The organism is Halomonas sp. TD01 (genome assembly GCF_923868895.1).
Taxonomy (GTDB): Bacteria; Pseudomonadota; Gammaproteobacteria; order Pseudomonadales; family Halomonadaceae; genus Vreelandella.
In genome coordinates this window covers 147,232-160,392 of record NZ_OV350343.1, presented here as the reverse complement: position 1 = coordinate 160,392, position 13,161 = coordinate 147,232, and the positions used below count along the sequence as shown (strand labels likewise).

The 13,161-nt window shown below is 51.3% G+C and carries 16 protein-coding genes; 10 read left to right on the top strand and 6 right to left on the bottom strand.

Translation table 11 applies throughout. The features are described 5' to 3' along the window. Positions 1-81 precede the first annotated feature (81 nt). Both L1X57_RS00770 and yghU read right to left on the bottom strand, forming a co-directional pair. Positions 82-312 carry a DUF2798 domain-containing protein gene (locus L1X57_RS00770; protein ID WP_009722459.1) on the bottom strand — a complete coding sequence of 77 codons (231 nt, stop codon included), beginning with the start codon at positions 310-312 and terminating at the stop codon, positions 82-84. Between the two features lie 142 nt (positions 313-454). Continuing rightward, the gene (yghU, locus tag L1X57_RS00765; protein WP_009722460.1) at positions 455-1,318 is read right to left on the bottom strand and encodes a glutathione-dependent disulfide-bond oxidoreductase; all 864 of its coding nucleotides are present in this window, start codon (positions 1,316-1,318) and stop codon (positions 455-457) included. Between the two features lie 154 nt (positions 1,319-1,472). Here yghU and L1X57_RS00760 point away from each other — a divergent pair, with 154 nt between their 5' ends. After that, positions 1,473-2,168 carry an aspartate/glutamate racemase family protein gene (locus L1X57_RS00760; RefSeq protein ID WP_009722461.1) on the top strand — a complete coding sequence of 232 codons (696 nt, stop codon included), beginning with the start codon at positions 1,473-1,475 and terminating at the stop codon, positions 2,166-2,168. On the opposite strand, the gene L1X57_RS00755 is transcribed toward L1X57_RS00760, so the two are convergent. Beyond that, positions 2,165-2,590 (bottom strand): organic hydroperoxide resistance protein, encoded by a 426-nt coding sequence (locus L1X57_RS00755; protein ID WP_009722462.1) that lies wholly within the window; start codon positions 2,588-2,590, stop codon positions 2,165-2,167. The genes L1X57_RS00760 and L1X57_RS00755 overlap by 4 nt on opposite strands. 127 nt (positions 2,591-2,717) lie before the next feature. After that, positions 2,718-3,167: a MarR family winged helix-turn-helix transcriptional regulator gene (locus tag L1X57_RS00750; protein WP_009722463.1), complete on the bottom strand. Its 450-nt coding sequence runs from the start codon at positions 3,165-3,167 to the stop codon at positions 2,718-2,720. A 250-nt stretch (positions 3,168-3,417) separates the two neighbouring features. Between L1X57_RS00750 and L1X57_RS00745 the strand changes: the two genes are divergently transcribed. The 6 genes from L1X57_RS00745 (at position 3,418) to L1X57_RS00720 (ending at position 9,039) form a co-directional block, all read left to right on the top strand. Then, positions 3,418-4,491 (top strand): TRAP transporter substrate-binding protein, encoded by a 1,074-nt coding sequence (locus tag L1X57_RS00745; protein WP_009722464.1) that lies wholly within the window; start codon positions 3,418-3,420, stop codon positions 4,489-4,491. Positions 4,492-4,563: 72 nt separating this feature from the next. After that, positions 4,564-5,190 carry a TRAP transporter small permease gene (locus L1X57_RS00740; RefSeq protein ID WP_009722465.1) on the top strand — a complete coding sequence of 209 codons (627 nt, stop codon included), beginning with the start codon at positions 4,564-4,566 and terminating at the stop codon, positions 5,188-5,190. Positions 5,191-5,192: 2 nt separating this feature from the next. Continuing rightward, positions 5,193-6,473, top strand: a complete 1,281-nt coding sequence (locus tag L1X57_RS00735; RefSeq protein WP_009722466.1) for a TRAP transporter large permease — start codon at positions 5,193-5,195, stop codon at positions 6,471-6,473. Between the two features lie 12 nt (positions 6,474-6,485). Then, the gene (locus L1X57_RS00730; protein WP_009722467.1) at positions 6,486-7,010 is read left to right on the top strand and encodes a gluconokinase; all 525 of its coding nucleotides are present in this window, start codon (positions 6,486-6,488) and stop codon (positions 7,008-7,010) included. An 83-nt stretch (positions 7,011-7,093) separates the two neighbouring features. Beyond that, positions 7,094-8,089, top strand: a complete 996-nt coding sequence (gntR, locus tag L1X57_RS00725) for a gluconate operon transcriptional repressor GntR (protein ID WP_009722468.1) — start codon at positions 7,094-7,096, stop codon at positions 8,087-8,089. A gap of 104 nt (positions 8,090-8,193) precedes the next feature. Beyond that, a complete protein-coding gene (locus tag L1X57_RS00720; RefSeq protein WP_009722469.1) occupies positions 8,194-9,039 on the top strand; it encodes an MOSC domain-containing protein in 846 nt (281 codons plus the stop codon). On the opposite strand, the gene L1X57_RS00715 is transcribed toward L1X57_RS00720, so the two are convergent. Beyond that, complete coding sequence (locus L1X57_RS00715; RefSeq protein ID WP_009722470.1) at positions 8,993-9,898, bottom strand: DMT family transporter; 906 nt, start codon at positions 9,896-9,898, stop codon at positions 8,993-8,995. The genes L1X57_RS00720 and L1X57_RS00715 overlap by 47 nt on opposite strands. 247 nt (positions 9,899-10,145) lie before the next feature. Between L1X57_RS00715 and L1X57_RS00710 the strand changes: the two genes are divergently transcribed. The 3 genes from L1X57_RS00710 (at position 10,146) to L1X57_RS00700 (ending at position 12,353) form a co-directional block, all read left to right on the top strand. After that, complete coding sequence (locus L1X57_RS00710; protein WP_009722471.1) at positions 10,146-10,934, top strand: MotA/TolQ/ExbB proton channel family protein; 789 nt, start codon at positions 10,146-10,148, stop codon at positions 10,932-10,934. Between the two features lie 3 nt (positions 10,935-10,937). Continuing rightward, complete coding sequence (locus L1X57_RS00705) at positions 10,938-11,825, top strand: flagellar motor protein MotB (protein ID WP_009722472.1); 888 nt, start codon at positions 10,938-10,940, stop codon at positions 11,823-11,825. A gap of 105 nt (positions 11,826-11,930) precedes the next feature. Then, entirely contained in the window at positions 11,931-12,353 is a 423-nt protein-coding gene (locus L1X57_RS00700) for an OsmC family protein (RefSeq protein WP_009722473.1), read from the top strand. 187 nt (positions 12,354-12,540) lie between these two features. Here the strand turns inward: L1X57_RS00700 and L1X57_RS00695 are convergent, their stop codons facing one another. Beyond that, complete coding sequence (locus tag L1X57_RS00695) at positions 12,541-13,014, bottom strand: PRC-barrel domain-containing protein (RefSeq protein ID WP_009722474.1); 474 nt, start codon at positions 13,012-13,014, stop codon at positions 12,541-12,543. Positions 13,015-13,161: the final 147 nt, after the last annotated feature.

Genomic DNA, 13,161 nt, shown 5'->3' with positions numbered 1-13,161 from the left:
AGAGCCGGGCTTGTGACACAGGCTCGGCTCTATCAACGGAGCTAAGTTTGGATGTTGGGCCTGGGTGTTTAGTATGAATATTTAGTGTGAATGTTTAATAAGCACCTTTACCAAGCGTCGTACGATAGGTGCTACTAAATTAATTACCGGTAGAGCAACCGCGAAAGCAAATAGCCACGCTTTCAACCAAACAAAGATGATGCCATCAATAAAGCCGACATTGTAGAGCGTAATCACCAGCGACATAATGCACGACATAAACAGTGCCATTAAGAAGGAAAATATCAGCTGGGCGTACTTTGGATCAAACATGGACTGCCTCTGGCAAACACGCTATGGACAATAAAATAAAGATCGATAGTGAAAAAGGTTGATTGCGAAGAACGGATAAATCGCCATCCTTGGCGGTAGTTAATCAATGCGACAGCTGCGGCGGTTCGCATTGATTCCGGGTTTAACGTTTATCTTCGGTCTTGTTAATAAAGTCACTGGCATCGTGGCGTTCGTGGAGCTGTTCGTTAGGTTCTCCCCAGGTGCGGTTAACCATTCGCCCACGTTGCACGGCAGGGCGTGCGTCAATCTCTTCGGTCCAGCGTAAAACGTTCTGGTAGGTATGGGCTTCTAGAAACTCAGCTGCTTCATACACGCGGTTTTTCACCAATGCGCCGTACCACGGGTGAATCGCCATATCCGCGATGGTGTACTCATCTCCCGCCATAAAGCGGTTATCCGCTAAGTGGCGATCCAGTACATCAAGCTGGCGTTTCACTTCCATGGTATAGCGATCAATCGGGTACTGATATTTTTCTGGTGCGTAAGCATAAAAGTGACCAAAGCCACCGCCAAGCATGGGCGCACTGCCCATTTGCCAAAATAACCAGGAGAGGCACTCGGTTCGCTTCGCCGGGTCATTGGGTAAGAACGCACCAAATTTCTCAGCCAAATAAAGCAGAATCGCTCCTGACTCAAAGACCCGCTGGGGCGGGGTGGTGCTGTGATCCATTAGCGCTGGAATTTTAGAGTTGGGGTTTACCTCAACAAAGCCGCTACCAAACTGATCACCTTCGCCAATTTGTATCAGGTGAGCATCGTATTCCGCTTGTTTAATACCCTGTTCTAGCAGCTCTTCAAGCATTACCGTGACTTTTACGCCGTTTGGGGTTGCAAGAGAGTAGAGCTGCAGCGGATGCTTACCCACGGGTAATGCTTTCTCGTGGGTCGCACCAGCAATGGGGCGATTGATGTTAGCGAATTTTCCACCGTTACCAGGTTCCCATTTCCAAACCCGCGGTGGCGTATAAGTCGTGTTGTCGCTCATGTTGTCCTCGCTATTCCTACAATTAAAAAGGGCGGTGCAGCGACTCACCCGAAATGTTGCGAATACTAAGGCGTTATGGGGCCATAAAACGTGGGTACAAGGATAGTGTGTTGTTAGCCTGATAATAAATAGTTATTTACCATGGAGAAATGTTATGCGGACTATTGGCGTATTAGGCGGCATGAGCTGGGAGTCGACACAAAGCTATTATCAGGCGCTGAACCAAGGCGTTAATCAGGCACTCGGCGGTTTCCACTCGGCGCAGATTGTGATGGTAAGTGTCGATTTTGCTGAGATAGAAACGCTGCAAAAACAGGGCGATTGGCAGACTGCTGGCCAGTTACTCGCAAGCGCCTCCAAACGCATTGAACAGGCTGGAGCAGAGTGTTTACTGTTGGCCACGAACACCATGCACAACGTCGCACCTGCGATAGAAGCCGCTATTCAGATTCCTTTTTTACATATTGCCGATGCTACCGGGGAAAAATGTCAGCGTGATGGCGTGACGCGGGTCGGATTAATAGGTACCCGTTTCACGATGGAGCAGGATTTTTACAAGGCACGCTTAAAAGAGCGCTTTGGGATCGATGTGGTGATTCCCAATGAAGAGGAGCGTGGCGTGGTGCATCAGGTCATTTTCGATGAACTGTGCCATGGCCATATCAACGACTCATCGCGCCAGCGGTATCTGGATATTATTGCGTCGCTTCATCAGCAGGGCGCACAGGCCGTGATTCTTGGCTGTACAGAGATAGCGCTGTTGGTTGAACAGCATCACACCCAAGTACCCCTATATGACACCACCGCCCTGCACGCAAGCAAAGCGGTGGCCTGGGCGCTAGGTAATTAAACCAGCGTCAGCGTGACATCAATATTACCGCGGGTAGCGTTGGAGTAGGGGCAAACAATATGGGCTTTGTCGACCAGAGTTTGGGCAACGTCTTTTTCAAGACCAGGCAAGCTGATTTTTAGCTCAACTTCAATACCGAAGCCAGTGGGAATGGCGCCAATACCCACACTGCCATCGATCTGGGTATCCTCGGGCAGGGTAACTTTTTCCTGGCTCGCTACGTGCTTAAGAGCACCTAAAAAGCAAGCAGAATAGCCCGCAGCAAACAGCTGTTCGGGGTTGGTGCCGTCGCCGCCAGAGCCACCTAATTCTTTCGGTGTGCTGAGTTTTACGTCCAGCGCGCCGTCAGAGGACTTAGCATGGCCCTCGCGGCCGCCAGTGGCGTGAGCGTGTGCGCGGTAAGCAACGGTTTCAATAGACATAGATCATTTCCTATACATGGTTGTTATGGGCCAAACTGGTGCTTGGGGTTTTAATTTAGTGCAGCTTTATTTTGTGCGCAAGTAAATAGGCAAAGAAAATGAGTATCTGACCACAGCGTTCATCAGGCTATTTGACCTTTTGTAAGCTTTTGCGCAGTTGGACTAAATCCTCTTTCAACTGGTTGAGTGTTTCTACCGACGTTTCGCTGGCGTTAACGACGCAGCTGGGAATATGGCGAGCCTGTTCACGTAGCGAACGGCCTTTCTTTGTCAGGAATAATTCAACGACACGCTCATCTTGAAGACTACGCTTTCGGATAAGTAGCTGGTCACTTTCAAGCCGCTTTAGCAGCGGCGTTAACGAGCCTGGGTCTGTAAGTAAACGTTTGCTTAGGGCACCTACTGTCAGGCCATCTTCTTGCCACAGTACCAGCATGGCGAGGTATTGCGGGTAAGTGAGCCCTAGCTCTTTGAGCAAAGGTTTATAAACTTTGGTCATCATCAGCGATGTTGAATACAGCGCGAAGCAGAGCTGGTGATCTAGCTCTAGTTCGCTACAAGGGTCTAGCGCTGGCATGTCGACTCCGGGACAGGGTGCATAACGCGTAATGTAGCGCGCGGGGCAGTGAGTAGCTATCCCTAGACGTTGGTCGTAAGTTGGACGTTTTGTTTTGACACCACGAGCCGGGGTAGCTAGCCTTCATCTATCGAATGTTACCGGTAACAAATTTGTTGAAACACAAACCGCAAACCTGATGGCCGATACAATTCGATAGTCTTTCGGTAAATAGCAAACTAACAACAACGAATACTCTGGAGATAACGTCATGACAACGATTTGGCGCAGCACGCTTACTCTGGTCGGTGCGACCACTCTGACTTTCGGCATGGCACATGCTCAAAGCCCTGAACTTTCTGATCCACCTGCGATTGAAGGCGAGGTAGTGGCTGACCACGGAAGTCACACTCTGCGTATGGGCATTGGGCTGTCCGAAACATCGCCGCAGTTTCTGTCTAGCCAGTACTTCGGTGAAATTCTTGAACAGCGCACAGATGGCCGTATCACGGTCAATGTTTTCCCTAACAGTCAGTTGGGCGATGACGTCCAGATGATGGAAATGCTGCAAACCGGCACGCTGGATATGACCTATCCTTCAAGTTCGGCTACCACCGGTTATGTGCAAGCGCTCTCTGCGTTCGACCTTCCATTCCTGCTGCCGAGCCGCGAAGCAGCGGTTGCTGTTATGCAGAGTGACGTTGCCCAGGGAATGCTAGATGCGTTTGAGGGCACCGGCCTGAAAGCACTAGCTTTCTCTGAAAATGGCTATCGCCAGTTGTCTAACAGCGCACGCCCAGTGGAATCACCTGAAGATGTTGCTGGCCTGGATGTTCGCGGCCTGAGCGTACGTACCATGCAAAACCCGGTTCATCTGGCAATTTGGGAAGCGCTGGGTGCCAACCCAACGCCAATGGCCTTCGGTGAGCTATTTTCAGCACTTGAGCAAGGCGTTGTGGACGGCCAGGAAAACCCGTGGAGTACTATCCTGACCTCTAACTTCAATGAAGTGCAGGATTACGGCACCGAAACACGCCACGTTTATACGCCATTTATCATGATGCTCTCTGAGCGTACCTGGAACCGCATGGCACCTGAGTATCAAGAGCTGGTGCAGGAAGCTGCCCGTCAGTCGGCTGAGTACGAAATCCAACTTTCTGCCGAGTATGACGACTGGTCGCGTGAACAGTTAGAAGCACGTGGTATGCAAATCACCCGTTTAGACGATGAGCAGTTAGCCGCTTTCCAAGACGCAGTACAGCCTGTTTATGAAGAGTGGGCGCCGCGTATCGGTGAAGATCTGATCGCTGAAATTCAACAAATCGTGGAAGAAAACAGCCACTAATCTGCTATGTATAGCGCGCCAACGGGCAGGCCCATGTGCCTGCCCGACGTGTTAGTGCCCCTTGGAGTTCTTATGACTACCTCCTCTACTCCCCCAAACGCGGTGACCTCGGAAGCACCGACGTTGGAAGATCCGTCGGTTTATTTGAACGACCCTAATCGCAAGCTACTTGAGCTTGATACCGAGACGCGCCAGGGCCCGGTGCTGTTTCGCTGGTTAACGCTCGCTATGGAGTATTTGATTGGCGCTATTCTGGCGGCGCTGATTGTGGCGGTTTCTAGTAATGTCGTTGGCCGCGCTGTGTTTAATCATTCACTTCCCTGGGTCGATGAGTTGGCGCGCATGCTGTTTATCTGGCTGGTCTTTATTGGCGCAGCGGCGGCGTTTGCACGCTATGAGCATATTGCTGTTGATGCGCTGGTGAGGCGCTTACCGTTGCGTGTTGCGCACATGCTCTATTTCTTACAACACCTGATTATCACCGGGCTGATGCTGGTAATGATCTGGGGTGGTTATCAAGTACTCACGCGTTCAAGCGGACGCTCCGCCATCATGGGCGTACCGCTAAGCTTGGTCAGCCTTTCACTGGTGTTGTGCGTTATTTTTATCGCGGCGGTATCGCTCTGGCGTATGTGGGTCAGCGTGGGTGTTATTCGTCAACCGCATCACCACTCGACTGACTTACCAGGGGAGCGTTAATCATGCTGTGGATTTTTCTAGCCATATTATTGGCGTCTATTGTGATTGGTTTGCCGATTGCGTTTGGCTTAGGGGTCGCTGCCCTGGTGATGGCGGTGCTCTCTGATATACCGCTATCGATTATGATTGAGCAGTCAATCCGAGGTGTGAATAGCTTCCCGCTGCTGGCGATTCCGTTCTTTATTCTCGTCGGTGAAGTGATGAGCAATGGGGGAATTGCCCGACGCTTAATGGAGCTTGCAGGTGCGCTGGTTGGCTTTATGCGCGGCGGGCTTGGCCAGGTAGCCATTACCGGCTCGATGTTTTTTGGCGGGATCAGTGGCTCGGCGGTAGCGGATACTGCCGCGACCGGTGCCATGATGATTCCGTCGATGAAACAACAAGGTTACACCGCTGCAAACGCTACGGCGATTAACACGGTGTCGTCGGTGATCGGCATTATTATTCCACCGTCCATACCGCTTATTTTATATGGCATTGTTACCGAGACGTCGATCAGTCGCCTGTTTATTGCGGGGATTGTTCCTGGCCTGCTAATTGGTGCCGCGCTAATGGTGACCACCTTTATTCTAGCGAGCAAGCAGGGTGGCGGTGTTCGCCAATTCCGCTGGGATCGGTTGTGGAAAGCGTTTAAAGATGCCTGGTTAGCACTGGTGCTCCCTGTGATCGTCATTGGTGGCATTATTGGCGGTGTGTTCACTGCCACCGAAGCAGCCGTTGCTGCATTGCTTTATTCGCTGGCCATTTCTCTGCTGGTATACCGTGAATTTAAGCTCAGCGAGTTGGGCGGTATGTTAATTCGCACGGCAAGGCTCACCGGCATGGTGATGATGCTGCTGGCATTTGCCACCGTTATTGCCTGGTTTTTAACCATTAACATGGTTCCACAAACCTTAGTTCGCCAAGTGCAGGCAATTACTCAAGAACCGTTTTTGCTGCTGCTGATTGTGGCGGGGCTATTGCTGTTGGTGGGCTTCGTAATGGACCTAACGCCAGCCATGGTGATTATGGCGCCAATGCTTGCGCCGATTGTGACATCGGTGGGTGTTGATGCCGCTTACTTTGGCGTTCTAATGGCCTTTATTTTAGGTATTGGGCTGTTAACACCTCCGGTGGGCACCTGCCTGTACGTAGGGTGTGGCGTTGGCAAGGTGTCTATGGAATCCCTAGTAAAAGCCATGCTGCCTTACTACGCCGCTTTGATCGTTGTTCTGGTGGTGCTGATTGCGTTCCCTGGCATTGTTACTTGGCTGCCTGACCTCACCGCCGTTCGCGGCAATTGATAGGAGCATCGAGTGAATAAGCCATCACATCGTATTCTTGTCATGGGCGTTTCTGGGTCAGGAAAATCTCATGTTGGACAGCAGTTAGCGGCAGAACTGGGGGCAGCGTTTATTGACGGTGACGACCATCATTCACCGGCAAACGTGGCGAAAATGGCCAGCGGTACGCCTCTGAATGACGACGATCGTCGTGACTGGCTGTCAACGCTTGCTGACTTGTTCGCAGCGCATAAAGCGCGCAATGCCTCTGTAGTCATTGCCTGTTCCGGTCTTAAAAAACGCTATCGGGATCGTCTGCGTGAAGGTGACTCCGCACTGCGTGTTTTATATCTGGAGGGAAGTCACGCGCTACTGCGTGAGCGGTTGGAAACCAGGGCAGGGCACTTCTTTAAAGGCGACAGCATGCTGGCAAGCCAACTTGCCGATTTAGAGCCGCCAAGTAGTGATGAGGCAGTGACCGTATCCATTGCACTATCGCCTGACGAGATTGTTGAGCGCTTTACGGCAGCGCTAGCGCCCTCGCTGCGCGTTAATTAGGCTAAAGGATGGTATAGGCGAGGGGCCTTACTATTCGCTATGGTATGGCCCCTGCGTGTTTAACAGAACAATGAGTGACGCCGTTGAAGAAAAAACGCCCGACATTACAAGATATTGCTGATCGCGTTGACGCGACGAAAATGACCGTCAGTCGTTGTTTGCGAGACCCTGATACGGTCTCGGAAGGGCTTCGCGAACGTATTTTTAGCGTTGCCGAACAAATTGGCTATATTCCCAATCGGGCACCAGACCTGCTTTCTCGGGCCACCAGCCACTCTATCGGCGTACTAGTACCATCGCTAACCAACCAGGTATTTGCTGATGTCATTGTGGGTATCGAGGCGTATACCGAGCCTGCCGGATATCACTTGATGCTCTCCCACTACGGTTACAGCCCCGAGCTTGAAGAACGCAGTTTGGCCTCACTGCTGTCTTATAATGTGGACGGCGTCATCTTGTCTGACCGCGATCACACGCCGCGTAGCCTGCGGATGTTGGAGACAGCAGGTATTCCTATTGTGGAAATTATGGATACCCGTCGCCCGCCACTGCAGCAGGCGGTGGGTTACGATAACGTTCAGGCGGCTTACGATATGGTGAGTGAGATGATCCGTCGTGGCAGGCGCCAGATAATTTATCTTGCCGTGCGCCTGGATGAGCGGACACGTCAGCGCGAGCAAGGCTATCGCCAAGCCATGGAAGAGCAGGGCTTAATGCCGATAACGCTGCAGAGCAGTCAGCGCTCTTCCTATAGTGTTGGGGCGGCGCTTATGCAGGAAATTCAGAGAGATCACCCTGGTGCCGATGGCATTTTCTGCACCAATGACGATGTTGCGGTAGGGGCTTACTTTGAGTGTTTGCGCCACGGCGTCGATGTTCCCGCACAGATGGCGATTGCCGGGTTTCATGGCCATGATGTCGGCCAGGCAATGACGCCGCGTCTTGCCAGTGTTATCACCCCCCGGCAAGCCATTGGAGAAGCCGCCGCGAAAACACTGTTGTCGCGCATCCGTGGCGAATCACTTGAACAACAGGTGATGGATTTGGGGTATCGAATTGAGGCAGGTAAAACGCTTTAGCCGCTAAGTAGCTAGCGGCGAGCTGGCAAACTCGATAGGCTATTAATTAAAAGTTGATCATTAAAAAGGTCATTAAAAACTGCCATATTGAGTGCGAGATTGTCATGAAGATTACCCAGCTCACGGTCTATCCGGTTAAATCCCTGAAAGGAATTAGCGTTACTCAAAGTGAACTCCATGGTCATGGGTTGGCCTGGGATCGCCGTTGGATGCTGGTGGATGCACAGCAGCGTTTTGTCACTCAGCGCCAGTTACCAGGGCTTGCCACCATCGCGGTTGAATTAACCGATCAAGCATTAGTGCTATCTCACCCGAAGGTAGACCCGATCGCGATTTCCCTTGAAGACCCCCAGGGCAATTTACGCCTTGTAAAGGTGTGGAGCGATCACTGCAAAGCACTGCCAGAAAGCGACGACGTATCCCGCTGGCTTGTGGCGGCGCTGGGGGAGCAAGCACAAGGCATCAGTTTGGTGCGCTTTGCTACAGAGTTTACGCGTTCTGTTGAAGAGGATTTTCTGGCGGGAGGCGAGGCCCATACCTACTTTTCTGATGGCTACCCTTTTCTGATAACCACCACCGGCTCTCTGGATGCTTTGAATCAAGCACTTGTTGCCAATGGGCAATCCCCTGTACCGATGAACCGTTTTCGGCCGAATATTGTGATCGACTGTGATGATGCCTGGGCGGAAGACCAGTGGGCAACACTCGCGGGTGAAGGCGGCTATGAGCTGACGCTTCGTAAGCCCTGTCAGCGCTGCAAAATCACCACGGTTGATCAGCATACTGGCACCATACCGGCGCAGGCAGAACCCCTCAAAACACTGCTTTCTCTGAACACTCAGCCTCACCTGAAGGGAGCTCACTTTGGCCAAAATGCCACGCTGACCACAGGGCAAGGAGGCACTATTCGTGTGGGGGACGAGGTGGTGTCAACGCACCGCGAGACCTAAACTTTAATAGCCGGGTGGCAATGGCGGTGCCTGACAGGGTAATCACCATCCCAGTCACCACTTGAAGGCTAAGCGTTTCATCAAGCAGTAAATATCCCCACAGCAGCGCGCTGACGGGAATCAAAAAAGTGACGGTTGACGTGGCGGTAGCGCCTGCACTGGCTAATAGACCGAAGTAAAGCAGGAACGCGAGGGTGGTGCTTAGCATCGCCAGCGCCAGGGCGTTACCCCAGGCAAGCACGCTGACTGGCTCGCTTGGCCAGAGCAGCAGACCAGGTACTAGTAACACCAGTGCTGACATCGCGCTGCTACCGGCCGCCAGCACGCGGCTGGGTAGATGACTCAAGCGCGTTTTCGAGTAGTTACCGGCAAGCCCATAACAAAACGTTGCGCCGAGTACGGCAACAATAAACCAGCCGTCGCCGCCTAGGGCGAAGTCTAGCCGATCAGCAGAAAGCACATACACACCAAACAACGCCAACGCTAACCCTAGATATTGTTGGCGCTGAATGGGTGTGGCAAAAAAAGCAGCGCCCAATAACGCGGTAAAAATCGGTGTAGTGGCGTTAATAAGCGACGTAAAACCCGCCTCTAAACGAGTCGTTGCCAACGCCAGTAATGAAAAAGGTAGCACATGGTTAATGATACCCAGTATCAATAGCGAACCTTTATGCTGCCAAATTAGCGTTAAATAGCGCAGGCTCATTAGCAATGGCACTAAAAGCAGTGCGCCTATGCCCATCCTTATTAGCACGAGCGGGACTGGACCAAACTCCGGTGCTGCGACGCGCATAAAAATAAAAGATAGCCCCCATAGCGAAGACAGCAGTAGTAAGCGCAGCGCATCAGTCGATGACATGATGTGTCCTTAGATTAATTGCGGCGACCATCCACGTGGTGAGTGCCATAGAGTTGCTCAGCTTAGCGATAAAGCGTTGGAAAGCGAATACCCAAGACTGCCCGTGCATCAGCGTTTGCTAAAAAAGAGTTAGTGCGTTTGTCAATCTGTGTAACGTTATCGATTTGGCGTTGACGCTGTTGCAAGGAAACTCTACTGTCTCGGCAAATCGCTAGTTAGCATTTTTTTACATTCTTGAGGGAAGGCCGTGGATCTCGCAACGCTAATAGGTTTGGTAGGGGCTGCTGTGTTAGTGGGGGCCTCTGTAATCATGGGCACTTCGCCTGAGGTGTTTATGAACCCGACGGGGTTGCTGCTAGTGGTCGGGGGAAGCCTGTTTGTTGTGTTGGCGAAGTTTAGTATCACCCAATTTAAATTTGCCTTAAAAGCGGCGGCGCGGGCGTTTAAATTCCAGTTGCCTAGCGTTCAAGCAAGTATCGATGAATTAGTCGAGCTGGCGAAAGTTGCCCGCCGTGAGGGGATGATTGCGTTAGAAAGCCGAGAGGTGAATTCTCCGTTTCTTAAGAAAGGCCTACAAATGTTGGCCGACGGCTACAGCGCCGAAATGATTAAAGACATGATGGAAAAAGAGCGCCTGCTGACGCTGGAACGAAACGAAGCTGGCGGCCAAGTATTTTCGGCGTTAGGTGAAGTGTCTCCCGCGATGGGAATGATTGGCACCCTGGTAGGCTTGGTACAAATGCTTTCCAATATGGGCGACCCTTCTTTAATTGGGCCTGCTATGGCGGTTGCTCTGTTAACCACCTTATATGGTGCAATGATTGCAACGATGATCGCCAACCCGATCGCTCAAAAACTATGGGTGCGGATGAACCAGGAAGCCAAAATGCAGGAGCTGTGGATCGACGCGCTGATTGCCATTAAGAGCGATAAAAATCCACGAGTGCTTGAGCAAATGCTGACCATCTATTTGCCCCCTGAGCACCGTGGCTTGCCAGGCTCAGGTGAAACCGGCCCTGCTGGCGAGCGAACGTAATCCATGGCGCAAAAACAGACCAATATTCCTGCTTGGATGGTGACATACGCGGATTTAATGTCGCTATTGTTATGCTTTTTTGTGTTGCTATTGTCGTTTGCAGAAATTGATGCTGAAAAGTTTCGCCGTGTGGCGGAGGAGCTATCAAAAGCCTTCGGCGTGCAGCGCGATGTTGAGGCTACCCAAATCCCTATGGGGACCAGTGCGGTATTCCAGCAGTTTTCTCCAGCAGTACCTGACCGCACCTTGTTAGACGAAGTGCGACAACGAACTACCCAGCAGCAACCACAGTTGGAATCCATGCGTAGCATGCTGGATGTACAACGACAGCAGCGAACCCTTCAAGTGGCCGCTAGTCTCGAAGATTTGCTTAAAGCATCGTCGTTAGAAGGTGTTGCCGACATTGAGGTCGATCAGTTTCGCGTGGTCGTCAGGATTTCTGAGCAGGGCACATTTGGCTCCGGTAACGCCGATGTCATGCCCGCGTTTGCTGATCTGCTGGAAGAGCTGGCAACGGTATTAGCCGCTGTCACCGGAACGGTTTCAATTGAGGGGCATACGGACAACGTGCCTATCCGCACGTCCCGTTTTCGAAGTAACTGGGATTTGTCCGCGTTGCGTGCGTCTTCTGTTGCAAACGTGCTTGTTGCCACTGAAGAGCTAACGCCAGAGCGACTGATGATACAAGGCTTCGCTGATACTAGGCCGTTGGCTTCCAATGACACGCCTGAAGGACGAGCGGACAATCGCCGCGTTGAGTTAAGGATCGATCTTAACGACTCTTTTGAAGAGCGTGGAGAGCGTTCCATTCGATCACTGCAGGGCATTACAGAGCAAAGCAGTACAGAACGTGATGTAGCTGCACAATTAGACAGTCTGTCTGCCGAGTAAATTCGGCAGCGGCGATAGAATCAGCTACGCTGATTGAGTTGGCGGACGTAGTGTTTGCGTCCTTAAAACGAGTTTACGCTAACTATCAAAGGAAAGGAGAACGCAATGGATAGTAAAGCAAGCGCACGCTGGGAAGGTGGACTTAAAGATGGTCAAGGCAAAGTAGCGACGGAAAGTGGAGCATTGGATGCTGGCTATTCGTTCAAGCAGCGCTTTGAAGGTGAGCCTGGCACTAATCCGGAAGAGTTAATTGGCGCCGCCCATGCAAGCTGTTTTTCAATGGCGCTTTCTATGATTCTTGGAGAGAAAGGTTTTACCGCTGAGGCTATTGATACCAATGCTCGTGTAACGCTTTCACAGAGCGCAGAAGGCTTTGATATTTCCAATATTCATTTGGATGTTGTGGCCAGTGTAAGCGGTGCCGATGACGCAGCCTTCCAAGAAGCCGCCGAAACCGCTAAAGCGAACTGCCCTGTTTCCAAAGTATTAAATGCCGACATTACTATGGACGCAAAATTGAAGGGTTGATTCGAACGTCAGATAACGCCAAAAAGCGCTGCATAATGCAGCGCTTTTTTATGCTCTTTTTAAGTAACAGCCGCTCAAAGCACTCACGAAAAGGGCCTTGCGGTTAGGCAAGGCCCTGTAACAGTGGGTACGAACTGCTAATTCAGCGAGAAAGTCTCGCTCGCGAGAACCGCGCTAACCGCACGCATTACTCGTTTTTAAGCTTATCGTCACTCTCGCTGTTATTAAGCTCAGTATCACGTTCGGTTTCATTGTCATCGTTACGTTTGTACTCTTCAGCGTTTTTAAGAGCATCTTCGGAGGCATTTACCGATATAACGTAATCTTCGCCATCTTCATCCTTGGTAAGCTCAAGCGAATCCCATTCGATGGCGACATCTTTTTCGCCCATACCCAGGAAACCACCCACGCCTACAACGACGGCATTAATTTGCCCATCTTCATCGATGATTAAGTCGTTAATTGTGCCGATGTCTTCATTGTTTTCAACGCTGCTTCTTACTTGATTGCCCGTTAGAGAATCTGAGTAGAAAGTGCCCTGCGGCGCTTGGGTCAAATAAGAGGCTTCCATACCGGTCTGATTGTCATCACTTGCGTGGGCAACACCAGCGACTGCAATAAATGTAGGAATAACCAGCGTGCTGAGGAAAGTCGTTTTCATCGTTTTGCTCCTTGCATGTCAATAAAGGCGTTAACAGTTGACCTGTTAATCCCTAAGTAACGTCGTAGCGGTAAACTGGTTGGCATCCTTCATGCTCCTTGCTGGCCAACTCTACCCGGTAGGTTCCTTCTATCAGGTGGCGCTACT